This is a genomic window from Streptomyces sp. XM4193 (assembly GCF_023072595.1).
Lineage (GTDB): Bacteria > Actinomycetota > Actinomycetes > Streptomycetales > Streptomycetaceae > Streptomyces.
Window position 1 is genome coordinate 298,206 of sequence record NZ_JALLGK010000002.1, and the last position, 21,935, is coordinate 320,140.

Consider the following 21,935-nt stretch of genomic DNA (forward strand, 5'->3'; position numbering starts at 1 on the left):
ACACCTCCGCACCCCGGACTCCGCACCCCGACTTCACACCGATCCGCACATCGACCCGCAGCCGACTCCGCTCCCCGGTCGTGCACTTGGCGAGGACCGGAAGCGGATCAGAGCCAGCCGTTGCGCCTGAAGCCCCGGTGAATGGCGAAGCACGCGGCGCAGATGAACGCCATCACCATCGGATATCCGTACGTCCACTCCGTCTCCGGCATGACCTCGAAGTTCATGCCGTACACCCCGGCGATCATCGTCGGTACGGCGAAGATCGCGGCCCAGGCGGTGATCTTGCGCATGTCCTCGTTCTGCGCGACCGTGGCCTGCGCCAGGTTGGCCTGGAGAATGGAGTTGAGCAGGTCGTCGAAGGAGAGCACCTGCTCGTTCACCCTGGCCAGATGGTCGGCCACATCGCGGAAGTACTTCTGGATGTCCGGCTCGATCATTGTCATCGGCCGCTCGCTGAGCTGACGCATGGGCCGCAGCAGTGGGGAGACGGCGCGCTTGAACTCCAGCACCTCGCGCTTGAGCTGGTAGATGCGGCCCGCGTCACCGCCGCGACGCCCGGCCGCGCCCGACTGCGAGAAGACGTCGATCTCCACCTCGTCGATGTCCTCTTGGACGGCTGCCGCCACCGCGAGGTAACCGTCCACCACCTGGTCGGCGATCGCGTGCAGCACCGCGCTCGGTCCTGCCGCGAGGCGCTCGCTGTCCTGCTCCAGCCGGTGTCGGAGCGCCCGCAGCGAGCCCTGCACGCCGTGCCGCACGGTGATGATGTAGTCGAGCCCCGTGAAGCAGGCGACCTCGCCCGTCTCCACCACCTGCGCGGCGGCGCGCTCCTGCTCGACCGCGCCGGCGGTGAGCGCGCGATTCACGTAGTGGACCGTCTTGAAGACGGTGAAGACCGAGTCGTCGTACCGCTCCAGCTTGGGCCGCTGGTGGGCCTGCACCGCGTCCTCCACCGCCAGCGGGTGCAGGCCGAACTCGGCGGCGATTCCGGCGAACTCGGCCTCCGTCGGTTCGTGCAGCCCGATCCAGACGAACTCCCCGGTGCCCCGGCGCACCTGCCGCAGCGCCTCCTCCGGACGCAGGCACTCCGCGACCCGCCGCCCCTCGCGGTACACGGCGCAGTCCACCACCGCGCTCGGCAGCGCGACGGTGGAACCGAGCGGCCTCTCGTGCGGTGTCCGACGCTCGCGCCGCAACGAGGGACGGACGACAGAACGCAGTTCACGGATCATCGACATGCGGAACTCCTTCGCGGGGCGCGGGAGGACGGTGGCGGTGTGGACCGTCAGCGGCGAGGAGTGCGCAGGGCGTGCGGGGGAATGCCGGGTCCGCGGGGCTTGGCCGGTCCCGTTTCAGGGAGCGGCCCGCAGGGCTACGACGAAAGCGCGAGTGGAAAACAGACGCGGAACGTAGCTGCGGTAAGTCGCCGAGAGGTCGTGGTGTGCACCATCGGACCGGATTCTCCGGGCGTTGCCGAGCGAGTCAGGACGCTGCCGGATCGGGAGAGTGGCTGCTGCCGGATGGTCGACTGGGAAGATCCACGAGAGCCCCACCTCCTCCGGCCAGTCCCCTCTCGGGGAAGATCAGCAATGCCTGACGGACGCTCAACGGTAACACTGGCACAGGGGCCCGAAAGCCGCATCCGGCCTGCTCTCGGGCGGCTCTTTGCTCAATCCATACCAGCCCGTTGCCGCCTCCACCGGCCCGGCCTGCACGCCATAAACTCGCCGTATGAATCGCGTTCTCGAACTGGTGGAAGCCCGGCTGGTCAGCGAGCTGGGGGAGCCCGACGCACGTGCTGCGGTGACCTTCCTCGGCACCGAGCGGATCGAGGTGCTGCGGTTCACCGCCGACAGCGCCGAGGGACCCGTGCTGCGGTACGCCACCCTCGGCATGTCGGGAGCGCCGATGACCGATCCGACCGCGGCGCTCGCCGATCCGGACCGCGGGCCACGCGCCGAACTGCTGCTCTCCGTACGCCCCCTGAGCCGGTCCGGTGCGCGATCCGCCACCTCCGAGGACGTTCCCGACACCGACAAACTGCTCCGACCGCTTGCGGTGTTGGCCGCCTCTCCGCAGGTGGAGGGCGTCGTCGTGGCGCCGGGAGCCTCGCTGGACGTGGGTGAGCCGCTGTGGCCCGGCGCTCCGTTCACCTCGGTGCTGGTCGCCGAATCGGGTGGCCTGGTAACGGACTTGGAGCTGGAAGAACCACACGATCCGGTGCGTTTTCTGCCGTTGCTCCCGATGACGCCCAACGAGGCGGCGTGGAAGCGGGTTCACGGTGCCCAGGCGCTGGAGGAGCGCTGGCTCGCCGAGGGCACGGATCTGCGCGATCCGGCGCGCCGGTCGGTACCACTGACCGGGTGACCGTCCTTGACGAAGGGCCCCGGGGATAGGACCGTAAGGCCCCATGAGGGGCGAACCGAGTTGCCCGAAATGCGGTGGTCGGGTCAGGGCGCCCGGCCTTTTTGACGACTCCTGGCAGTGCGACGAGCACGGCACCGTGCATCCGTTGCAACCAGTGGTCCCGCCAAGCGTGGAAGCGCTCGGCGTGGTGGTCAGCCGCACCCGGGTTCCGGTCTGGATGCCGTGGCCGCTGCCGCTCGGCTGGCTCTACACGGGAGTGGCGTCGGCGGGCGACGACCGCAGCGGGGGCCGAGCCACCGCGGTCGCCTGTTCGGGACCCGGACCGCTGGGCGGGCCGGGGGAGTTGCTGCTGATCGCCGAGGAACTGGGCGTCGGCCTGGGCGCGCGGTACGCCGGCATCCCGGGACCCGACCCCGGCCCTGCGCTGGCGATGGGCGAGGCGCCCCGCACGAAGGTTTTCGCGGCCGGACGCCCGACCCCGCTGTGGCAGGTCCACGGAGCGCCCGAGGACCGCGCGGTCTTCGCCGGAGAGGCCCGCGGACTGTGGTTGTGGGCGGTCGTGTGGCCGATGGAGTCCGGGATGGTCCTCTACGACGATCTGATACTGACCGATCTGCGCGACGCCGGTGCCGAGGTCGACCTGCTGCCCTGCGGCGCACTCTCGCCCCGACTGCTCGACTGATCTCCCGGCCGTCCGCCCGGACGCCCCTCCGACGACGTGCCAACGACGGCTCGTACCAACGCCGGCTCGTAGACCGCCGGCGCGTCTGCGATACGGCGCGTCCGTTCGGCACGTCGGCAGGGCTCCGCAGGCTCCGCGAGGTCGCCGCGTCCGTCCGAACGTCCCGACGTCCCGCCCGCCGGCCGCGGGCACGCCGCCGGACCGTGTCCGGCCTCACGCCGAACCCGGCCCGGCACCGGTCGCCGCCTCGATAGAATCGCTGTCGTCCTGTCCGCCGAACACCGGGAGCCGCTGTGCGCATCGATCTGCACACGCACTCCACCGCTTCGGACGGTACGGACACCCCCGCCGAGCTGGTGCGCAACGCCGCCGCACGCGGTCTGGACGTCGTCGCGCTCACCGACCACGACACCGTCGCCGGCCACCGGGAGGCCGCGGAGGCACTGCCGTCCGGGCTGACGCTGGTCACCGGAACCGAGTTCTCCTGCCGGCTGAACGGTGTGAGTCTGCATCTGCTCGGCTACCTCTTCGACCCAGCCGAGCCCGAACTCGCCCGCGAACGCGATCTGTTGCGGGACGACCGGGTTCCGCGCGCCCGGGGCATCGTCGACAGACTGCGACAGCTCGGCGTGCCGATCACCTGGAACCGGGTGCTGGAGATCGCGGGGGACGGCAGCATCGGACGGCCGCACATCGCCACCGCCATGGTGGAGAGCGGCGTGGTGAACTCCGTCTCGGACGCCTTCACTTCGGAGTGGATCGGCGGTGACGGGCGGGCCTACGTGGAGAAACACGAGCTGGACCCCTTCCGTGCGGTCCGCATGATCAGAGCCGCCGGCGGCGTATCGGTCTTCGCACATCCCCTCGCGGCGAAACGCGGGCAGTGCGTGCCGGAGAGCGCCATCGCGGAGCTGGCCGAGGCAGGACTGGACGGCATCGAGGTGGACCACCCGGAGCAGGATCGGGACGTCAGAGCCAGACTGCGCGGGCTCGCCGGCGAACTCGGCCTGCTCACCACCGGCTCCAGCGACTACCACGGCGCTCGGAAAGCCTGCCAGCTCGGCGAGCACACCACAGAGCCCGATGTGTACGTCCAGATCGCCGACCGCGGCTCAGGCGCCGCGCCGCTGACCGGCTGAACCACCGCTCCCGTGCCGCGGCCCGGCACCTCTCGCGCACTGCCCGGCGGTTCGCGCCCGTCCTTGCGCGCCCGTTCCCGCGCCGACCGCGTCCGGTGACCGCAGCGCGTCTGCCGAGGACGTCGGGCTGTTCGCTGCGCGCGCTGTCGCACTCACTCCCAAACCGTTCGCACCCATTCGAGGCCCCACCGTGTTCGACGCCGCCGTCTTCGGCTCACTCTTTCTGACGCTCTTCGTGATCATGGATCCGCCCGGCATCACGCCGATCTTCCTCGCGCTCTCCTCCGGGCGACCGGTGAAGGTGCAGCGGCGGATGGCCTGGCAGGCGGCTCTGGTCGCCTGCGGCGTCATCACGCTGTTCGGCCTCGTGGGCAAGCAGATCCTGGACTATCTCCATGTCTCGATGCCCGCGCTGATGGTCGCCGGCGGGCTGCTGCTCCTGCTGGTCGCCCTGGACCTGCTGACCGGCAAGACCGACGAGCCGAAGCAGACCAAGGAGGTCAACGCCGCGCTCGTACCGCTCGGCATGCCGCTGCTCGCCGGCCCCGGTGCGATCGTCGCGGTGATCCTCGCGGTGGAGAAGGCCGACGACCTGGCCGGCAACGCGGCCGTGTGGTGCGCGATCGGCGCGATCCACCTGGTGCTGTGGCTGACGATGCGGTTCTCCCTGGCGATCGTGCGCGTGATCAAGGAGGGCGGCGTCGTACTGGTCACCCGGCTCTCCGGCATGCTGCTCTCGGCGATCGCGGTCCAGCAGATCGCCAACGGCGTCACCCAGTTCATCAGGGGCGGTTGATCCCGGCCGGCCCGGCGCTCGCGGCCCGTCCCGGCGTCCGTGCCCCGACAATGCCGCCCGGCCCCGCGACGGCGAGGACCGGGCGACGACGTGTCAGTGCTGCTGCCAGAAGGCGAGCAGCGCCTGTGCGGTGGCTGCGGGGTTCTCCACCGCCGGCGAGTGCTCCGCTCCCGGGATCAGCGAACGCCGTGCGCCGAGCCGGTGCGCCATGTCGTCCATCAGCTCCACCGGCCACGCGTAGTCCCGTTCACCGGAGAGCACGTGGTACGGGAGGTCCAGCGCGGCAAGTTCGTCCACCCGGTCCGGCTCGGAGAGCAACTGCTCCGCGCCCGCGATCAGTTGGCGGGGGTCGGTGGCCATCCAGCGCCGCCGGAGGAAGTCCCGCACCGCCTGCGGGGTCTGCGCGTCCGCCGCCTCCGGCGGGTCCAGATCGCGCATCGCCTGCCAGATGGCGGCCATGTCCAGCACCGGGAGGGCCCCGAGCAGCAGCTTGAGCCGCTCCTGCTGCTGGTCACCGACGGAGGCCGGTCCGCTGCTCATCACCGTGAAGGAACGGAACGCCTTCGGCTCGGCGAGCACGGCGGCCCGGCAGATCAGTCCGCCGAGTGAGTGTCCGAGCAGATGCACCCCGCCGCCGAGCGCGTCGCACTGGGCCGACACATCCGCGGCCAACTCCGGCTGCGCGTACCCGGAAGCCTCCTGGGGGCCCGCACTTTCGTACTGGCCGCGGCCGTCGACCGCGACCACGCGGTACCCGGCCTCCGCCACCGGCGTCAGCAGCGTGATGAAGTCTTCCTTGCTGCCCGTGAAACCCGGTACGAGCAAAACCGTGCCCCGGGTGGGTTCGCCGGCCTCGTGGGCCGCGAACTCACCGCGGGGCGTACGGAGTTGTCGGGCGTGGGCGCCCTCGGGAAGCTCAAGCGTCGGCGGCTTACTCATGCCGCGACGCTACCCGCCTCAGCCTGCGGACTGCGTCCCGGCCTCGCCGCGGGTGCGACGACGGCGACGCCGCGGCTTGCGGGCACCGCCCTCACCCTCGGCGCGAGGTGCCTCGGCGCTCTGCTTGGCGGCCGGAGCGCTCTTGCTCTCCTCGCCCTGCGCACCGCTGACGGGCTCGCCGTTGCGGGTGCGTCGGCGGGTGCGGGAGCGGGAGCGGCTGCGGGGCCGCTCGCTCTCCTTGGGCTGCGCGGCACCCTTGGCGCTGCGACCGCGGCCCCTGCCGCCCGGCTCGCCGAGGTCTTCCAGCTCCTCCGCGGCGAGCCCGGCCCTGGTCCGCTCGGCGCGCGGCAGCACACCCTTCGTACCCTCCGGGATGCCCAGCTCCTCGTAGAGGTGCGGCGAGGTGGAGTAGGTCTCGGGCGGGTCGTTGTGGGTCAGGCCGAGCGCCTTGTTGATCAGCTGCCAGCGGGGGATGTCGTCCCAGTCGACGAGCGTGACCGCGGTGCCGGTCGCACCCGCGCGGCCGGTGCGGCCGATGCGGTGCAGATAGGTCTTCTCGTCGTCCGGCGTCTGGTAGTTGACGACGTGGGTGACGCCCTCGACGTCGATACCGCGCGCCGCCACGTCGGTGCACACCAGCACGTCGACCTTGCCGCTGCGGAACGCGCGCAGCGCCTGCTCCCGCGCGCCCTGGCCGAGGTCGCCGTGGACCGAGCCGGCCGCGAAGCCGCGGCGCGTCAGCTGCTCGGTCAGGTCGGCCGCGGTGCGCTTGGTGCGGGTGAAGACCATCACCAGACCGCGGTCCTTGGCCTGGAGGATGCGCGAGAGCATCTCCGGCTTGTCCATGTTGTGCGCGCGGAAGACGTGCTGCTTGGTCGCGGCCACGGTCGCGCCCTCGTCGTCCGGCGAGGTCGCACGGATGTGCGTGGGCTGCGACATGTAGCGCCGCGCCAGGGAGATGACCTGGCCGGGCATCGTCGCGGAGAACAGCATCGTCTGACGCTTGACCGGCAGCTTCTCGATGATCTTCTCGACGTCCGGCAGGAAGCCGAGGTCGAGCATCTCGTCGGCCTCGTCCAGCACCAGCCCGCGGATCTGGCTGAGGTCGAGCTTGCGCTGACCCGCCAGGTCGAGCAGGCGGCCGGGGGTGCCGACGACGATGTCGACGCCCTTGTTGAGTGCCTCGACCTGGGCCTCGTGCGGACGGCCGCCGATGATCGAGACGACGCGGACGTTGCGCACCTTGCCGGCGGTGAGCAGGTCGTTCATGACCTGCTGGCACAGCTCGCGGGTCGGGACGACGACCAGCGCGTGCGGGGCGTTGCTCAGCTGCTCGGGCTGCGCCCGGCCCGCCTCGACGTCGGCGGGGACGACGACGGACTCCAGCAGCGGCAGACCGAAACCGAGGGTCTTGCCCGTGCCGGTCTTCGCCTGGCCGATGACGTCCTTGCCCGCGAGGGCGACCGGAAGCGTCAGCTCCTGGATCGGGAAGGGAGTGGTGATGCCGACGGCTTCAAGGGCCTCGGCCGTCTCGGAGAGAATTCCGAGGGAGCGGAAAGTCGTGGTGGACAGGATGCTTGCCTCTTCTGTGAGACGCGACACAAGTCGGCGAGGCGGGTCGTACCGCACCTGCGTGTTCGCCACGCGGCGCAGGACCACTAGCTCTCGCTCAAGCGCTCATATCACGCGAGCGGTCCCTCGAAGGTGGGGAGGGCGGTCTGGTCGGAGCCGATCGTGCTACCGACCGGGCATCCGCGTTCATGCGCGAACCCGCCGGTGATCGACGGGCTTATATCACTGTACCTCCAAATCGTGCAGGTGTACCGGGACGAATGGCTCACACCACCGCGCCGAGCCCCTCCCGAGTGCGGCCCTCGCCTCCTGCACCCCCGGCCGAGCGGGCTATTGTGCCGGGCATGGAGACGTCTGAGACCCCCGAGAAGGCCCCGACGGCCATCGCCTCGAAGAGCTGGGAGGAGGCCGCGGCCGACCCGCAGTACCGGGCCGCGGTGGTGGACCTCCTCGGCGTGCTCGCCTACGGCGAACTCGCCGCCTTCGAGCGGCTCGCCGAGGACGCGAAGCTGGCGCCGAACCTCGCCGACAAGGCCGAGCTCGTCGCCATGGCCTCGGCGGAGTTCCAGCACTTCGACGCGCTGAGCCGGCGACTGACCCACATCGAGGAGGACCCGACGCACGCCATGGAGCCGTTCGTCGCCTCGCTCGACGAGTTCCACCGCCAGACCGCACCCTCCGACTGGCTGGAGGGCCTGATCAAGGCGTACGTGGGCGACTCCATCGCCTCGGACTTCTACCGCGAGGTGGCCGTGCGCCTGGACGCCGACACCAGCCGGCTCGTCCTGGACGTGCTCGACGACACCGGGCACTCGAACTTCGTGGTGGAGAAGGTGCGCGCCGCCATCGAGGCGGACCCGCGGGTGGGCGGCCGACTCGCGCTGTGGGCGCGACGGTTGATGGGCGAGGCTCTCTCCCAGGCCCAGCGGGTGGTGGCCGACCGGGACGCGCTGTCGACGATGCTCGTCGGCGGGGTCGCGGACGGCTTCGATCTGGCCGAGGTCGGTCGGATGTTCTCCCGGATCACCGAGGCGCACACCAAGCGAATGGCCGCGCTCGGGCTGGCCGCCTGAACGATCCGGACGGCCCGTCGCTCTCCTCGCAGGACCGCTCGGGTCGCTGCCAGTCGAGGAGGCGACAGGGCCGTGCGCCAACCGGACAGCGGTGACGGAGAGTTCGGAGCGGCGGTCGTGACGCCACCCCGTGAGGCCCGCCGCGGGTGCGGGCCCGTGGGTCAGCGGGGTCTGCCGGCGGTCGCGAGCCGCGGGTCGGCAGGACCGGGCCGCGGCGCCCGTCCGTTGTCCATGAGCAGCGAGACGAGTACGGCCGCGACGGACGTCGCGATCAGCAGCGCCAGCAGCAGATGCCCCGAACCGAGCACGGCCCACGCGATCAGCCCGCCACCGGCGGCGGACGCCGGGCCGGTGGCCAGTACGAGCCGGTGGTCGGGGAAGCGCAGGGGCAGCCAGTGCAGTGCGGCCAGAGCGAGGACAAGTCCGAGGAGCGCGGAGCCGAACAGCTCTCCGAGCATGTGAACCTCCCTGGTCGCGCGGCACCTCCGGTGGCCGCGGCGCGAATCCGGACGACTCGGTACTACCCCGTCCGACCCATACGCGAAACGGCGGCCGGGAGCTTCAACTCCCGGCCGCCGTTCACACCGGCCGCATGGCGTCCCGCACTTGCGTGTCGAGCGCCGTGGTGGGTCGGTCGCGCGCCTTCGCCCGCGGGTCGGTCAGAGGCGCTGCGCGGTGTGTGTGGCCTGCTGCTCCACACACCGCGGCGGGCGCACCCCGCGCCTCAGACCGCGCCGAAACCGACCTTGCGCGCCTTGGTCTCGCCGATGTCGACGTAGGCCAGGCGGTCCGCCGGGACGAGTACCTTGCGGCCGTTCTCGTCCTCCAGGGCGAGCAGACCGCTCTTGCCGGTGAGCGCGTCGGCGACCGCGCTCTCGATCTCCTCGGCGGTCTGCTTGCTCTCCAGGTTGAGCTCTCGGGGTGCGTGCTGCACGCCGATCTTGACCTCCACGGCTAAGTCCCTCCGACCGTCAGTGGATGCGCGGTTGACCGCGCCGTACCTGGCCAGATTAGCCCGGCTCCGACAGCGTGAAGCGCCCGGCCGCCACGCCGGCAGCGAACACGGACCGCTGCCGGCCGGTGTCGGGCTACGCCTCGGGCGGGGTCTGCGCGCCGTCGCTCTCCTCGGTGTCCTGGAGCGGGAATCCCGCGATGCCGCGCCAGGCCAGCGAGGAGATGAGCTCCGCTGCGGCGTTCCTGGGGATGGACTGGCCCGAGCCCAGCCAGTAGCGGGCGGTGATCTGGGCCATGCCCGTCAGCCCCATGGCCAGCAGCATCGACTGGTCGTAGGGGCGGTTGGTGTCCTCGGCGATGACCTCGCACACGGCTTCGGCGCACTCGAGGCTGACCTTGTCCACCCGGTCCCGCACCGCGGGCTCGTTGGTCAGGTCGGACTCGAAGACGAGCCGGAACGCGCCGCCCTCGTGCTCGACGTAGGAGAAGTAGGCCTCCATCGTCGCCGCCACGCGCAGCTTGTTGTCCGAAGTGGAGCTCAGCGCGGTCCGCACGGACTGGATCAGCGCTTCGCAGTGCTGGTCGAGCAGCGCCATGTAGAGGTCGAGCTTGCCCGGGAAGTGCTGGTAGAGCACGGGCTTGCTGACGCCTGCCCGGTCGGCGATGTCGTCCATGGCCGCCGCGTGGTAGCCGTGCGCGACGAACACTTCCTGGGCCGCTCCCAGCAGCTGGTTGCGTCGGGCCCGGCGCGGCAGGCGCGTACCTCGTGGACGTGCCTCCGCTTGCTCGATGGCGCTCACGCCTGCCTCCCTGGTTCTGACCGCGCGCTGGTTCGCGCCGCGTCGGCCATCGTACGTTTCGGTAACCGGACTGTGCGCGGCGTGGAGGAGGGAATTTTCCCGCTGACCTTGACGAACTGTGGTAAACGCACGGATTTGTCCGTTAACTCGTCGCTCACTGAGCGTGAGATTCCGTTTCGGCTCAGCGGTATTCGTCGTCCTCGTCGGCGACCGTGCGCGCCTGTTCGGCGGCGTCCGCGGGGTCGGCCTCCCCGAGGGCCGGGCCAGAGGGCGGGGCCTCGCTCTCCTCCAGCATCTGCGCCCGGAGCTCCGCCGCGTCCGCCTCCGGGACCTCCGGGCCGGTGCTGCTGCCCGCCTGTCCGCCGCCGCGGTCGAAACCGCCCTCCGCATCCTCGAAGGTGTCGGGGTTGCCTGGGTCCACCGGCATGACGACTCCTCTCCTCGGAACCCTCGTCGAGTGCGAGGTCTCCCCTCGAGCGTATGACCTGTCGGCGCGGGCGGCCCCTGCGTCCGGATCACAGCTTCCGGGCTCCGGGCAAACGGGCGGCGCTCGGCCGCTTGTTGGGCGCCGGGGCGGGATGTGACCGCCGACACCCCCGAGCCAAAGTGATCGAGCCGTAACATTGATCCATGGATTCCACCGGTCTACCCGTCCCGACTGTCGAGACGGCCGCCGGGCTGCCGTCGCGCGGCGAGTCGAGACTGCGTGCCGGGGAGACCCGGCGCACCGTCCAACTGCCCGGCTGCACCATGGCCGTTCGCAGTCGCGAGAACGCCGACCGCACACTTCCCCCGGCGCTGTACGTGCACGGCCTGGGCGGCTCGTCGCAGAACTGGTCGGCGCTGATGGCCGAGTTGGCCGGCACGGTCGACGGCGAGGCGGTGGACCTGCCCGGCTTCGGCGACTCCCCGCCGCCCCAGGACGGCAACTACGGGCTCAGCGCGCATGCCAGAGCCGTCATCCGACATCTCGACGCCGCCGGGCGAGGTCCGGTCCACCTCTTCGGCAATTCGATGGGGGGCGCCGCGGCCACCAGGGTCGCAGCCCTGCGCCCCGATCTAGTCCGCACTCTGACGCTGGTTTCGCCCGCGCTTCCGGAGCTGCGACCGCAGCGCAGCGCACTGCCCACCGCGCTGCTCGCCGTACCCGGTACGGTGCGGCTCTTCCGCAGGCTGACCGGCCACTGGTCACCGGCGGACCGCACCAGGGCGGTGCTCGGCCTCTGCTACGGAGATCCGAGCCGGGTCGCGTCCGAGGACTTCGAGGCGGCGGTGGAGGAGTACCAACGCAGGTTGCTTCTCCCGTACTTCTGGGATTCCCTTGCGGCGTCCGCCCGTGGAGTCGTCGACTCGTACACCCTGGGTGGGCAACACGCCCTGTGGAGGCAGGCCGGACGGGTTCTGGCGCCTACTCTCCTGGTGTACGGGGGCCGCGACAAGCTGGTCGGCTTCCGTATGGCGCGCAAAGCGTGCAGGGTGTTCCGTGACTCGCGTCTGCTGGCACTGCCGGACGCGGGTCATGTCGCGATGATGGAGTACCCGGAGCTGGTGGCGGGAGCTTTCCGCCAGTTGATGGCCGATTCGGAACGGGCAGGAGTTGAGGCGACGCGTGGGACGCCATAGCCGCCCGCGTCGAGGTTTCGGTCGCACCCAGGAGATACCCCTGGTGAGCGAGGGCCCCGATCAGGTACCCGCGCCGCAGCAGGCCGCGGAGGGCAGGCCGCGCAGCGCACCGCAGGGGCAGGCCGGGGAGCGCTCGTTCGCGACGGGAGCCCCCGAGCGTTCCAGGTCCGCGTCCGACTCCTTCGACGGCTTCGATCCCCGCAGCCGTCCGGCGCGCGCGGGCCATCCCCAGCACCGGGAGGACGCGCCTCGTGCGGCTGGGCCCGCGGTGCCCTCGCAGCGTTCCGCCGGGCCCCGTCAGGACTACCTGGACGCGTTCGACCGCCGGCCCTTCGGGGACACCCCTGCCGGTGGCACGAGCGCTCTCGACGACGTCTTCGCAGCCGGCGCGCCCGTACGGCGGAGGAATCCGCACGGCTCCGGTCCTGCGTCCGCAGGGACGGGTCCGACCGCGGTGCCGCCGAGCGGCGCCACGTCCCGGGGCGCCGGGGACGCGCCCGAATTCCCGGGCATACCCGCGCAGTCCGAGGGCCCGCACGGCCCGCACCGACCTCCCCGTCAGAGCCACACCGAGGAACCAGAGGAACCAGAGGTTTCCAGGAACGACTTCGCCAAGGGCCGCCGCGGCCGCACGGTGACCGGAATCGCCGCCGCGGCGATCACGACTGTGCTCACGGTGATAGTGGCCGGCCAGGTGGCCTCGGGCGACGACGACTCCCGGGGCCAGGCGGCCGGTGACGGTTCGGACCGTCCCGCGGAGGACTCGGCCTCGCGCTCCGAGGGTCGGCCCACCCCCTCCGAGCCGGCGCCGAGCGCCACTCCGAGCCCGGTCGGCTACGAGCAGCAGATGGCCGCACTGCTGCCGATGAAGCCCGACCACGAGGGCAGCGGCGAGTTCACCGCGATCGCGGGCGGCAACAAGGGCCCGGGCGTCGGCACCAAGTTCAGGTACCGGGTCGATGTGGAGAAGGGGCTCGGGCTGGACGGGAAGCTGCTCGCCCGCGCCGTGCACACCACCCTCAACGACGACCGGAGTTGGGCCAACGGGGGCGAGCGGGATTTCGAGCGCGTCTCCTCCGGGAAGGCGGACTTCGTGGTGACGCTGGCGAGCCCCGGCACCACCGCGGTGTGGTGTGCGAAGTCCGGTCTGGACACCACCGAGGACAACGTCTCCTGCGACTCCGCGGCGACCGACCGGATCATGATCAACGCCTACCGCTGGGCTCGCGGGGCCAAGACCTTCGGCGACAGCCGGATGTTCGCGTACCGGCAGATGCTGATCAACCACGAGGTCGGCCACCGGCTCGGCTTCAACCACGTCGGCTGCTCCAAGGAGGGCGCGCTGGCGCCCGTGATGATGCAGCAGACCAAGTACCTGTCGACCGACGGGCGCACGTGCCGGCCCAACGCCTGGCCGCACCCGGACGCGTAACCGGGAGTCGGGCCGCGGACGGTGCGCGGCGGGGAGTGCCGCCGTACACCGGCGGGCGGTTCCGCCGAACGTCCGCGCCGGTGAATAGTCACGCTTGTTCACCCCTTCCAGTGGTGCGGCGGACAACCGTCCAGCATCGCCCCGCACAGCGCGCATAGCGTCGTCCCGCAACGCCACCCGGGCGACTCGTCCGGACGCGGCCGGTCTCGAAGAAAGATTCGGGGGTACGTCCATGCGCATCGCACTGCTGACGGAGGGTGGCTACCCGTACGCACGCGGTGAGTCGGTGCTCTGGTGCGACCGGCTGGTGCGTGGACTGGGCAGCCACGAGTTCGAGGTGTACGCGCTCAGTCGCGGGCGGCGGCAGGAGGAAGCGGGCTGGTACGGCAGCCACGGACTGCCCGCACATGTGCGCCGGGTGCGCACCGCCCCCCTCTGGGGCGAACCGGCCCCGGCCGCGAACCGGTCGAGGGGCAGGGCCTACCACGGTGAGTCGGCCGAGCGGTTCGCCGAACACTTCTCCCGGCTCGCCCACGCGCTCTGCGCCCCCTCCCCGGGCACCGCCGAGGGGCGAGCCGCCGACGAGGCGTCGTCCGAGGCCTCGTCCGAGGAGGACCGTTTCGCCGATGCGCTCTACGGGCTCGCCGATCTCGCCGCCGAACACCGCGGCCTCGGTGCCGCCCTCCGCTCCGAACAGGCGGTACGGCTTCTGGAAGCGGCAGCGCACGCCCCCAGCGCCTCGCGGGTGGTGCGCGCCACCGGCGTGAGCGATCTGCTCGCCGTACTGGAACGGCTGGAACGTGCGCTGCGTCCCCTCTCCCTCGACTGGTACGGCCCGCGCGCCGACCGGCCGGCGCACGTCCGCACCGAGGAGGAGGCGGGACTGGCCGGGGTGGACCTCTGCCACGCGGTGGGCGGCGGCCTCGCGGCCCTGCCCGGGCTGCTGGCCCGACGGTCCTTCGGCACCCCGCTGCTCATCACCGAGTACGGGGTCCGGCTGCGCGAACACCATCTGGAGAGCCTCGCCGGGTTCGCGGGCGCGGCTCGACCGGTCGGTGTCCGGGGCGGGACGCGCAAGGGCGTCGCTGCCGACGGTGCCGCCGGCCGCCCGGTCGCCGGGAGCCGTATCAGCGGGGTCGGCGGTATCAGCGGCGTCGGCAGCGCAGCCGGTGGCAGTGTCGGTGCCGCGGCCGGAGTGCGCGCGCTGCTCGGCTCCTTCCAGCGCAGGCTCGCCGTCGAGGCGTACCGGCGGGCCGAGGTGATCACGCCGGGCAACGCGCATGCGAGAGGTTGGCAGGAGCGGTGCGGCGCCGAGCGGGGCAGACTGCGCACCGTCTACTCCGGAATGGACGCTGCCCCCTTCGTGACCGTCCCCGACGATTCCGGGGCCCAGGAGGCCGCACCCACACTGGTGTGGGTCGGACAGTGCGATCCGGCCAGGGACGTGCGCGGACTGCTGCACGCCTTCGCCCGGGTGCGCGCGGACCGGCCGGGGGTGCGACTGCTGCTGGTGGAGACGCGTACCGGAGTGGACCCGAGTTGTGCGCGCGAGTGCCGGGAGCTGGCCGATCGGCTCTTTCCCCCGGCCGCGGACGGTCAAGCGGCAGTGGAGTTCGCGAAGTTGGGAGACGAGAGAGTGCCGACCGCGGCGGAGGCGTACGCGCGGGCCACCGTGGTGGTGAGATCCAGTGCAGTGGAGGGGTTTCCCCCGGCGCTGGTGGAGGCGATGTTCAGCGGGCGCGCCATCGTCTGCACGGATGTGGGTGCGGCGGCCGAGGTGATCGGCGGCACCGGTCTGCTGGTGCCGCCCGGCCGCCCCGAGCCGTTCGCCGACGCGTGCCTGGCGCTGCTGGCCGATCCGGAGCGCCGGGCCAGGCTGGGCGCCGCGGCGCGGGCCCGGGCGATGGAGCTCTTCACCGTGGAACAGAACGTGGCGGCCTTCCACGGCATCTACCTGGAACTCATCTCCCGTCGTTCCTACCGGCAGCCGGACGCCGGGTCGAGGGAGCCGCTGGGCGGTGAGGTGAAACCGTTCGCCAGAACCGCGGACGGGCAGCTCGCCGTACGGCTGGTCGACGGCGAGCAGCGGGCGGTCGCACCGGTGGCGGCCGGAGCGGAGGGCCCGAGCTGGGCGGCGCAGGCGCCGGCCGGCGTCGATCTCGCGCGCGCAGTGGGCGCCGGCTCCACGCTGCGGGGTGAAGCCGGATGAACGGACAGCAGAAACCGCAGGCACCCGAACCGGCCGCGGCGACCGGCGCGTTGGCCGCGCCCGAGCGCCCCGGCGCGGGGGCGGGAGCGGGGTCCGTCGACCCGGTGCGCGGCCTGATGGAGAGACACCGAGGACTGTGCGAACGGGCCGTCGATCCGCTCGAGATCGCGGTCGGTCTGGAGGCCGACGGACTCACCGACCGCAGCGCCGCGCGCTTCCGTCACCGGGACGTCTTCTCCCTCGCCGAGGAGTTGTACGCACGCAGCCCCGCGCCGGAGAGCGAGCGCGGGCCCGAGAGCCGGCACGAGCACCCGCCGGACCGTACGCGGACGGCGCCGGGAGCCGGGCGCCGTACACGCGGCCGGTGGCGGGCGGCCGGTCTGCTGCTGCCGGGAGCCCTGTGCACCGCCACGGTGCTGGCGCTCTCCCTCCCGCAGCCCGGTTCCTCGGCACCCGGCGTCGTCGCCGCGCTGGGGGTCACGGCGGTACTCCTCTCGCTGGTGTACGTGCTGCGCGGTGCCGCGCTCTCTGTGCTCGCCGTGAGCGCCGCGACAGTGCTGCTGTGCTACGCGCTCTACGGCGACGCGCTGCTGCGTGCGGCACTGGCGGGCGGCCCGGACGCGTTCCCCGAGATCGCCTCCCGGTGCGTGCCGCTGACGCTGGCCTGGTCCGTGGCGGCCGCCCTCGGCTTCGCCCGGTGGTTCGCCCTGCGAGCCCGGTGGCGACTGGCCGAGAGCGAGAGCCTCTCGGCGTTCGCCGCCTCGGTGCGACCGCTGCTGGCGCTGGCGGTGCTGGGGTTCGCCGCGGCCGTCGGTCTGCTGTGGCAGCTGACGCACGGCCTCCTCGGCCACCGGCCCGCCGGAGCCGAGTGGAGTGCGGTGACCGCGCTCGGGCTGCTGCTCTTCGTGGCGCTGCTGCTCTGCGCCCACGGTTTCGGCCGGGTCGCGGGCCGTGTGCTCGCGACCGCCGCGGCCCTGGAACTCCTGGCGCTGACGCTGGTGTTCGCCGCGCGGCTGCCCGGCCTCGAACCGCTCGGCACGCCGGTGGAGTTGCCGGCGACCGCGTACGGCGAGGCGGCGGTCCCCGCGCTGATCTGCCTGGTGGTGGCCACGGGAGCGCTGATCCGCGCGGGCCGGCTGCTCACCGGTGCGTGCGCGCACCGACGGGCCTGGCCGGGGTAGCCGCGCAAAGCTCGCCCGCAGGACGGCGGTCACCGGGCCCGCTTGCCTCACCCGGCCGGCTCGCTGCCGCCCGCCGGCGCCGCGCCCCGGAGCGATCCGTGCCCGGCGGTCCGGACAGGTCCGGCCGGCACCGGCCCGCCCGTACCCGTACCGCCGCCCAGCCGGACGCATGTGGCTCCGGCGCCGCGCCCCGTACCGACCTCGGCGCGGTCGGACGACCGAGACGGTCCGACCCGCCCACGACTGATGGACCCCTGACGAAGGAGAGACGAGAAATGACCAGTCAGCAGAGCCCGAGCGGCGCCGTGCGGTGGGATGTGAGGGTGCGATGAGGGTGCTGTTGCTGGGAGCCAACGGCTTCCTCGGACGTTTCGTCGCCGACCGGCTGCTGGCCGACCCGGCGGTGCAGCTCACGGCGCTGGGCCGGAGGGACGACGCCGACGTGCGGTTCGACCTCTCCACCGGCAGTCCGGGTGCGCTCGCCCGCTTCCTGGACGCGGTGCACCCCGGAGTCGTCATCAACTGCGCGGGCGCGATCCGCGGCGGTGCACGGGAGCTGACCCGGCACAACACCGTTGCCACAGCGACCGTCTGCGAGTCGATGCGGCGCAGCAGCTGCACCGCGCGCCTGGTGCACGTGGGCTGCGCCTCGGAGTACGGGCCGTCCCAGCCGGGCTCCTCCACCAGCGAGGACGCCCTGCCCAGACCCGGCGGGCCCTACGGGGTGAGCAAGCTGGCCGCCACCGAGCTGGTCCTGGGCTCCGGGCTGGACGCGCTGGTACTGCGGGTCTTCTCACCCGCGGGCCCCGGCACCCCTGCGGGTTCTCCGCTGGGTCGGCTGGCGGAGTCGATGCGGCGGGCCATGCAGCAGGGCGAGTTCGAGCTGAAGCTCAGCGGGCTCGCCGTCCAGCGTGACTTCGTGGACGTGCGCGACGTCGCCCGCGCGGTGCACGCCGCCGCGCTCTCGGCCGCCCAGGGTGTGGTGAACATCGGCACCGGTCGCGCCGTTCGGCTGCGCGACGCGACGTCGCTGCTCTCCCGCGTGGCGGGCTTCGCCGGAGCCATCAACGAGCTGGACGAGCCGCAGCTCGGCCTGGTCCACGCGCCCCCGTACCCGGACGGCTGCGGGGTCTGGCAGCAGGCCGACATCCGCACCGCCCGCGACCGGCTCGGCTGGCGGCCGAGGATCGGCCTGGAGGAGTCGCTCGCCGACATCTGGATGGAGGCCGCATGTCGTATCTGAGGCCGCCCTCCCGCAGCGCCGCGCGCGCCTTCCTCGCCGCCCGTGCGTCCGCCGGCAGCGCCCCGGTCGGCGGCGGTGGCGCCGTCGCCGACCGGCCGGGGCTGGGGGTGCCGGGGTACGCGCATCCGCTGGTGGCGCCGGTGGAGTGGGCCGAACTGGCCCGCCCCGGTGTGCCGTTGGACTGGGTCGCGGTCCATGTCGCGGCCGGCGGTGCCGGGGCCCGGGCCGACCCGTACTGCGCCTCCGCCATCGCCGCGCTGCGCAGGGCGGGCGTCGAGGTGCTCGGCCGGCTGGACCTGCGCCGGGGAGCCCGGGACTTCGGCGAAGTGCTGCGCGAGGCCCACCACTTCCTGGAGTGGTACGGCGTGGACGGTTTCTATCTCGCTCGCGCCCCGGCGGATCCGGAGGGGTTCGCCGGAGTGGAGCGGGTGACCACCACGCTGCGGGCTCTGGCGGGCGACGGAGGGGACGGAAGGGGCGGAGGCGACGGCGTGCGGCACCGGATGGTGCTCGATCCGGAGTGCCACCCGCACCGCGACTACGTCGAACTGGCGGACCAGCTCGTCACGTTCAGCGGGCCCTGGCACGACTACCGCTGGTCCCAGGCGGCCCAGTGGACGGCGGACCACCCGCCGCACCGCTTCTGCCACCTGGTCCACGGGGTGCCGGCGACACATCTGGACGAGGCGGTGCGGATCGCGCGCTGGCAGGGCGCCGGCACCGTCTACCTCACCGACCGCACCCGACACCAGGGGCTCGACCCCTGGGAGTCGCTGCCCGGCTACTGGGACGAAATCGTCTCGAAGCTCGGACCTGATGCCGGGGAATGAGACGGCGCGTGGCAGTGTTGCCGGTGAGAACAAGCGTTTGTCCCCTCTCAACCTTTGCTGAGGTCTCCGTGTCGCTGCCACCGCTGGTCGAGCCAGCCGCCGAGCTCACCGTCGACGAGGTCCGCAGGTACTCGCGCCACCTGATCATCCCGGATGTCGGGATGGACGGTCAGAAGCGCCTGAAGAACGCCCGGGTGCTCTGTGTCGGCGCCGGCGGTCTCGGCTCTCCCGCGCTGATGTACCTGGCCGCGGCGGGGGTCGGGACCCTGGGCATCATCGAGTTCGACGAGGTCGACGAGTCGAACCTGCAGCGCCAGATCATCCACAGCCAGAGCGACATCGGGCGGTCCAAGGCCGACTCGGCCAAGGACACGGTGCTCGGCATCAACCCGCTCGTGCAGGTCAATCTGCACAAGGAGCGGCTGGAGTCGTCCAATGTGATGGACATCTTCAGCCAGTACGACCTGATCGTCGACGGCACGGACAACTTCGCCACCCGCTACCTGGTGAACGACGCGTGCGTGCTGCTCGGCAAGCCGTACGTCTGGGGCTCCATCTACCGCTTCGACGGCCAGGCGTCGGTCTTCTGGAGCGAGCACGGCCCCTGCTACCGCTGCCTCTACCCCGAGCCCCCGCCGCCCGGCATGGTGCCGTCCTGCGCCGAGGGCGGTGTGCTCGGCGTGCTCTGCGCCTCGATCGGATCGATCCAGGTCAACGAGGCGATCAAGCTGCTCGCGGGCTTCGGCGAGCCGCTGCTCGGCCGTCTGATGATCTACGACGCCCTCGAGATGAGCTACCGCCAGGTCAAGGTGCGCAAGGACCCCGACTGCGCGATCTGCGGCGAGAACCCGACCGTCACCGAGCTGATCGACTACGACGCGTTCTGCGGTGTCGTCTCCGAGGAGGCGCAGGAGGCGGCGGCCGGGTCCACCATTACTCCGGCGCAGCTCAAGGAGTGGATCGACGGCGACGAGAAGATCGATCTGATCGACGTCCGCGAGCCGAACGAGTTCGAGATCGTCTCGATCCCGGGCGCCCGGCTGATCCCGAAGAACGAGTTCCTGATGGGCACCGCGCTCCAGGATCTGCCGCAGGACCGGAAGATCGTCTTGAACTGCAAGACGGGTGTCCGATCCGCGGAAGTCCTCGCGGTGCTGAAGAACGCCGGGTTCTCCGACGCCGTCCACGTCGGCGGCGGCGTCATCGGCTGGGTGAACCAGATCGAGCCGGAGAAGCCGATCTACTGAGACGAGCGCCGCGGGGGCGGGGCACGGTGCGTCTGCCGTGTCCCGCCCCCGCGCTCTTTCGCCGAAGGCGGCCGAACCGCCTGAACCGCCTGAACCGGCTCTTCCGCGACCTGCCGACGATCAGGCGCGTGAACAACTCCTCGGGCCCTTCGGGTCGTTACGGCCGGCCGCCGGACCCGCTCGCCTTGCAGGTGGTGCCGTTCTCGGGCAGCTTGCCCTCCAGCAGATAGGTGTTCACCCGCTTCTGGACGCAGCGGTCGCCGCTGTTGTACGCCCCGTGCCCCTCGCCCTCGAAGGTCAGCTCCACCGCGACGTCCTCACCGAGTGCCTCGGCCATCTTCCTGGTGCCCTCGTACGGGGTCGCCGGGTCGCCGGTCGCGCCGATCAGCAGGATCTTCTCCGAGCCCTCGGCGTCGATCTCGGGGTGGTCCTTGTCGCCCCTGACCGGCCAGCCGTGGCAGGCGCTCATGCTCCACGCCGTCATGGTCCCGAAGACCGGTGAGGCCTTCTCGAACTCCGGCAGCTTGTCCTGCACGTCCTCCAGCGAGTACCGCGGCTTGGTGTCGGCGCAGGCGATCGCGGTGAGCGAGGCCTGGCTGTTGTCGTAACTGCCGTCGTCGCTGCGGCCGTTGAGCAGGTCGCTCAGCCGAAGCAGCATGGTGCCGTCACCGTCGTCCATGGCCGTCTGCAGGCCCTCGGTCAGGACCTCCCAGAAGTCGTCGGAGTACAGGGCGAGCGCGATGCCGCTGGACGCCAGTGATCCGTTGAGCTTCCGCCCGGCCGGGTCGGCGGTCTCCAGCGGCTTCTTCTCCAACTGCTCGAGCAGTTCGCTGATCCGCCGTTCGCCGTCCTCGGGGCTGTCGGCGATGGGACAGCCGTCCTCGCCGTCCTCCTCGCAGGCCTTGAGATAGTTCGTCAGCGCGAGCTGGAAGCCCTTCGCCTGCCCGAGGTTGCTCTGCTCCGGGGTCTGCGAGGGGTCCACCACCGCGTCGAAGACCGCACGCCCCACGCGGTCGGGGAAGAGCGTCGCGTACACGCCGCCGAGCTCGGTGCCGTAGGAGATGCCGAAGTAGTTCAGCTTCTCGTCGCCGAGCACCTGCCGCATCAGATCCATGTCGCGGGCCGCGTACTCGGTGCCCACGTAGGGCAGGACCTTGCCGCTGTTCTCGGCGCACGCCCGGGCGTACCGCTCCTGGTCGCGGAAGGCCTGTCTGCCCTCCTTCTCGTTGGTGGGGGTCTTGGCCTCCTGGTAGTACTCGTCCAGCTCCTCGTCGTCCAGGCACTTCACGCCCGAACTGGCCCCCACGCCGCGGGGGTCGAAGCTGACCAGGTCGTACCGCTTGTGCAGCTCGGCGAACTCCGGTCCGGAGGGCGGCAGTGTGCTGACACCGGAACCGCCGGGCCCGCCGAAGTTGAACAGCAGGGAGCCCAGGCGCTCTTCGCCGGAGGCCTTGGTGCGGGCCCTGACCAGGGCCAGGTCCATCGTCTCGCCGTCCGGGTCCGCGTAGTCCAGCGGCGCCTTCAGGGTGGCGCACTGCCACTGCGCGCCGTTCGGCATCGGCTCCAGCTCGCCGCCGACCAGTCCGTCGCCGCCGGTCTCCGGACACTTCTTCCAGTCCAGCTTCTGGTCGGTGAACTTCGAGGGGAGGTCCTTGGCGCCGGTGGCCGCGGGGGACGCGTCCCGCTGTGCGGCCGTACCGGTCATCGGACTGCTCTCGGCGCCGCTGCAGGCGGCTGCGCCCCCTGCGGCGAGCACGGTGGCGACCGCCACGGACAGACCTCTGCTGACAGCTGATGGCATCGCAGCTCCCCAATGTCGCGGAGTGCCATCCTCCGTACGCGCCG

Annotated in this window: 19 protein-coding genes and 1 pseudogene; 12 read left to right on the plus strand and 8 right to left on the minus strand. The window is 71.8% G+C overall.

What is annotated here, in order from left to right:
* Nucleotides 1-107: 107 nt before the first annotated feature.
* Nucleotides 108-1,241, minus strand: coding sequence for a magnesium and cobalt transport protein CorA (locus MTQ01_RS08560; protein ID WP_247488245.1), 1,134 nt, complete (start codon nt 1,239-1,241; stop codon nt 108-110).
* A gap of 493 nt (nt 1,242-1,734) precedes the next feature.
* On the opposite strand from MTQ01_RS08560, the gene MTQ01_RS08565 reads away from it, so the two are divergent.
* The 4 genes from MTQ01_RS08565 (at nt 1,735) to MTQ01_RS08580 (ending at nt 4,987) form a co-directional block, all read left to right on the plus strand.
* Nucleotides 1,735-2,370: a suppressor of fused domain protein gene (locus MTQ01_RS08565; protein ID WP_247488247.1), complete on the plus strand. Its 636-nt coding sequence runs from the start codon at nt 1,735-1,737 to the stop codon at nt 2,368-2,370.
* A 43-nt stretch (nt 2,371-2,413) separates the two neighbouring features.
* Nucleotides 2,414-3,052 carry a DUF6758 family protein gene (locus tag MTQ01_RS08570; protein ID WP_247488249.1) on the plus strand — a complete coding sequence of 213 codons (639 nt, stop codon included), beginning with the start codon at nt 2,414-2,416 and terminating at the stop codon, nt 3,050-3,052.
* Nucleotides 3,053-3,345: 293 nt separating this feature from the next.
* Nucleotides 3,346-4,191, plus strand: a complete 846-nt coding sequence (locus MTQ01_RS08575; protein ID WP_247488251.1) for a PHP domain-containing protein — start codon at nt 3,346-3,348, stop codon at nt 4,189-4,191.
* A gap of 190 nt (nt 4,192-4,381) precedes the next feature.
* A complete protein-coding gene (locus tag MTQ01_RS08580; RefSeq protein ID WP_247488252.1) occupies nt 4,382-4,987 on the plus strand; it encodes a MarC family protein in 606 nt (201 codons plus the stop codon).
* Nucleotides 4,988-5,080: 93 nt separating this feature from the next.
* Here MTQ01_RS08580 and MTQ01_RS08585 read toward each other — a convergent pair whose 3' ends face one another.
* Together MTQ01_RS08585 and MTQ01_RS08590 are read right to left on the minus strand one after the other, a co-directional pair.
* Entirely contained in the window at nt 5,081-5,926 is an 846-nt protein-coding gene (locus MTQ01_RS08585) for an alpha/beta fold hydrolase (RefSeq protein ID WP_247488254.1), read from the minus strand.
* A 30-nt stretch (nt 5,927-5,956) separates the two neighbouring features.
* Nucleotides 5,957-7,528, minus strand: a pseudogene (locus MTQ01_RS08590) (DEAD/DEAH box helicase); the annotation flags it as partial.
* Between the two features lie 314 nt (nt 7,529-7,842).
* On the opposite strand from MTQ01_RS08590, the gene MTQ01_RS08595 reads away from it, so the two are divergent.
* Nucleotides 7,843-8,571, plus strand: a complete 729-nt coding sequence (locus MTQ01_RS08595) for a ferritin-like fold-containing protein (RefSeq protein WP_247488258.1) — start codon at nt 7,843-7,845, stop codon at nt 8,569-8,571.
* Nucleotides 8,572-8,732: 161 nt separating this feature from the next.
* Here MTQ01_RS08595 and MTQ01_RS08600 read toward each other — a convergent pair whose 3' ends face one another.
* From MTQ01_RS08600 to MTQ01_RS08615, 4 genes are all read right to left on the minus strand, one after another.
* The gene (locus MTQ01_RS08600) at nt 8,733-9,029 is read right to left on the minus strand and encodes a hypothetical protein (RefSeq protein ID WP_247488260.1); all 297 of its coding nucleotides are present in this window, start codon (nt 9,027-9,029) and stop codon (nt 8,733-8,735) included.
* Between the two features lie 266 nt (nt 9,030-9,295).
* A complete protein-coding gene (locus MTQ01_RS08605; RefSeq protein ID WP_247488261.1) occupies nt 9,296-9,523 on the minus strand; it encodes a DUF3107 domain-containing protein in 228 nt (75 codons plus the stop codon).
* 136 nt (nt 9,524-9,659) lie between these two features.
* The gene (locus MTQ01_RS08610) at nt 9,660-10,325 is read right to left on the minus strand and encodes a TetR/AcrR family transcriptional regulator (RefSeq protein WP_247488263.1); all 666 of its coding nucleotides are present in this window, start codon (nt 10,323-10,325) and stop codon (nt 9,660-9,662) included.
* A gap of 181 nt (nt 10,326-10,506) precedes the next feature.
* Nucleotides 10,507-10,752 carry a hypothetical protein gene (locus MTQ01_RS08615; RefSeq protein ID WP_247488266.1) on the minus strand — a complete coding sequence of 82 codons (246 nt, stop codon included), beginning with the start codon at nt 10,750-10,752 and terminating at the stop codon, nt 10,507-10,509.
* A 203-nt stretch (nt 10,753-10,955) separates the two neighbouring features.
* Between MTQ01_RS08615 and MTQ01_RS08620 the strand changes: the two genes are divergently transcribed.
* From MTQ01_RS08620 to moeZ, 7 genes are all read left to right on the plus strand, one after another.
* Nucleotides 10,956-11,948: an alpha/beta fold hydrolase gene (locus tag MTQ01_RS08620; protein WP_247488268.1), complete on the plus strand. Its 993-nt coding sequence runs from the start codon at nt 10,956-10,958 to the stop codon at nt 11,946-11,948.
* Nucleotides 11,949-11,991: 43 nt separating this feature from the next.
* Entirely contained in the window at nt 11,992-13,380 is a 1,389-nt protein-coding gene (locus MTQ01_RS08625; protein WP_247488270.1) for a DUF3152 domain-containing protein, read from the plus strand.
* A 232-nt stretch (nt 13,381-13,612) separates the two neighbouring features.
* Complete coding sequence (locus MTQ01_RS08630; protein WP_247488272.1) at nt 13,613-15,589, plus strand: DUF3492 domain-containing protein; 1,977 nt, start codon at nt 13,613-13,615, stop codon at nt 15,587-15,589.
* Nucleotides 15,586-16,770 (plus strand): hypothetical protein, encoded by a 1,185-nt coding sequence (locus MTQ01_RS08635; RefSeq protein ID WP_247488274.1) that lies wholly within the window; start codon nt 15,586-15,588, stop codon nt 16,768-16,770. Before MTQ01_RS08630 ends, MTQ01_RS08635 begins: the two co-directional genes overlap by 4 nt.
* Nucleotides 16,771-17,098: 328 nt before the next feature.
* Nucleotides 17,099-18,013, plus strand: coding sequence for an NAD(P)-dependent oxidoreductase (locus MTQ01_RS08640; protein ID WP_211039460.1), 915 nt, complete (start codon nt 17,099-17,101; stop codon nt 18,011-18,013).
* Nucleotides 18,001-18,843: a spherulation-specific family 4 protein gene (locus MTQ01_RS08645; protein ID WP_247488275.1), complete on the plus strand. Its 843-nt coding sequence runs from the start codon at nt 18,001-18,003 to the stop codon at nt 18,841-18,843. The genes MTQ01_RS08640 and MTQ01_RS08645 overlap by 13 nt, the downstream gene beginning before the upstream one ends.
* A 68-nt stretch (nt 18,844-18,911) precedes the next feature.
* Entirely contained in the window at nt 18,912-20,090 is a 1,179-nt protein-coding gene (gene moeZ, locus MTQ01_RS08650; RefSeq protein WP_247488278.1) for an adenylyltransferase/sulfurtransferase MoeZ, read from the plus strand.
* A 157-nt stretch (nt 20,091-20,247) separates the two neighbouring features.
* On the opposite strand, the gene MTQ01_RS08655 is transcribed toward moeZ, so the two are convergent.
* On the minus strand, nt 20,248-21,891 hold the full coding sequence (locus MTQ01_RS08655) for an alpha/beta hydrolase (RefSeq protein ID WP_247488279.1): 1,644 nt from the start codon (nt 21,889-21,891) through the stop codon (nt 20,248-20,250).
* Nucleotides 21,892-21,935 lie beyond the last annotated feature (44 nt).

Bases quoted from the DNA above. Each gene is read 5' to 3' on its own strand.
- MTQ01_RS08565 (WP_247488247.1), top strand. From the start codon at position 1,735: ATGAATCGCGTTCTCGAACTGGTGGAAGCCCGGCTGGTCAGCGAGCTG.
- MTQ01_RS08645 (WP_247488275.1), top strand. From the start codon at position 18,001: ATGTCGTATCTGAGGCCGCCCTCCCGCAGCGCCGCGCGCGCCTTCCTC.
- MTQ01_RS08585 (WP_247488254.1), bottom strand. From the start codon at position 5,926: ATGAGTAAGCCGCCGACGCTTGAGCTTCCCGAGGGCGCCCACGCCCGA.
- MTQ01_RS08640 (WP_211039460.1), top strand. From the start codon at position 17,099: ATGAGGGTGCTGTTGCTGGGAGCCAACGGCTTCCTCGGACGTTTCGTC.
- MTQ01_RS08570 (WP_247488249.1), top strand. From the start codon at position 2,414: ATGAGGGGCGAACCGAGTTGCCCGAAATGCGGTGGTCGGGTCAGGGCG.
- MTQ01_RS08600 (WP_247488260.1), bottom strand. From the start codon at position 9,029: ATGCTCGGAGAGCTGTTCGGCTCCGCGCTCCTCGGACTTGTCCTCGCT.
- MTQ01_RS08615 (WP_247488266.1), bottom strand. From the start codon at position 10,752: ATGCCGGTGGACCCAGGCAACCCCGACACCTTCGAGGATGCGGAGGGC.
- MTQ01_RS08560 (WP_247488245.1), bottom strand. From the start codon at position 1,241: ATGTCGATGATCCGTGAACTGCGTTCTGTCGTCCGTCCCTCGTTGCGG.
- MTQ01_RS08630 (WP_247488272.1), top strand. From the start codon at position 13,613: ATGCGCATCGCACTGCTGACGGAGGGTGGCTACCCGTACGCACGCGGT.
- MTQ01_RS08595 (WP_247488258.1), top strand. From the start codon at position 7,843: ATGGAGACGTCTGAGACCCCCGAGAAGGCCCCGACGGCCATCGCCTCG.
- MTQ01_RS08620 (WP_247488268.1), top strand. From the start codon at position 10,956: ATGGATTCCACCGGTCTACCCGTCCCGACTGTCGAGACGGCCGCCGGG.
- MTQ01_RS08635 (WP_247488274.1), top strand. From the start codon at position 15,586: ATGAACGGACAGCAGAAACCGCAGGCACCCGAACCGGCCGCGGCGACC.
- MTQ01_RS08655 (WP_247488279.1), bottom strand. From the start codon at position 21,891: ATGCCATCAGCTGTCAGCAGAGGTCTGTCCGTGGCGGTCGCCACCGTG.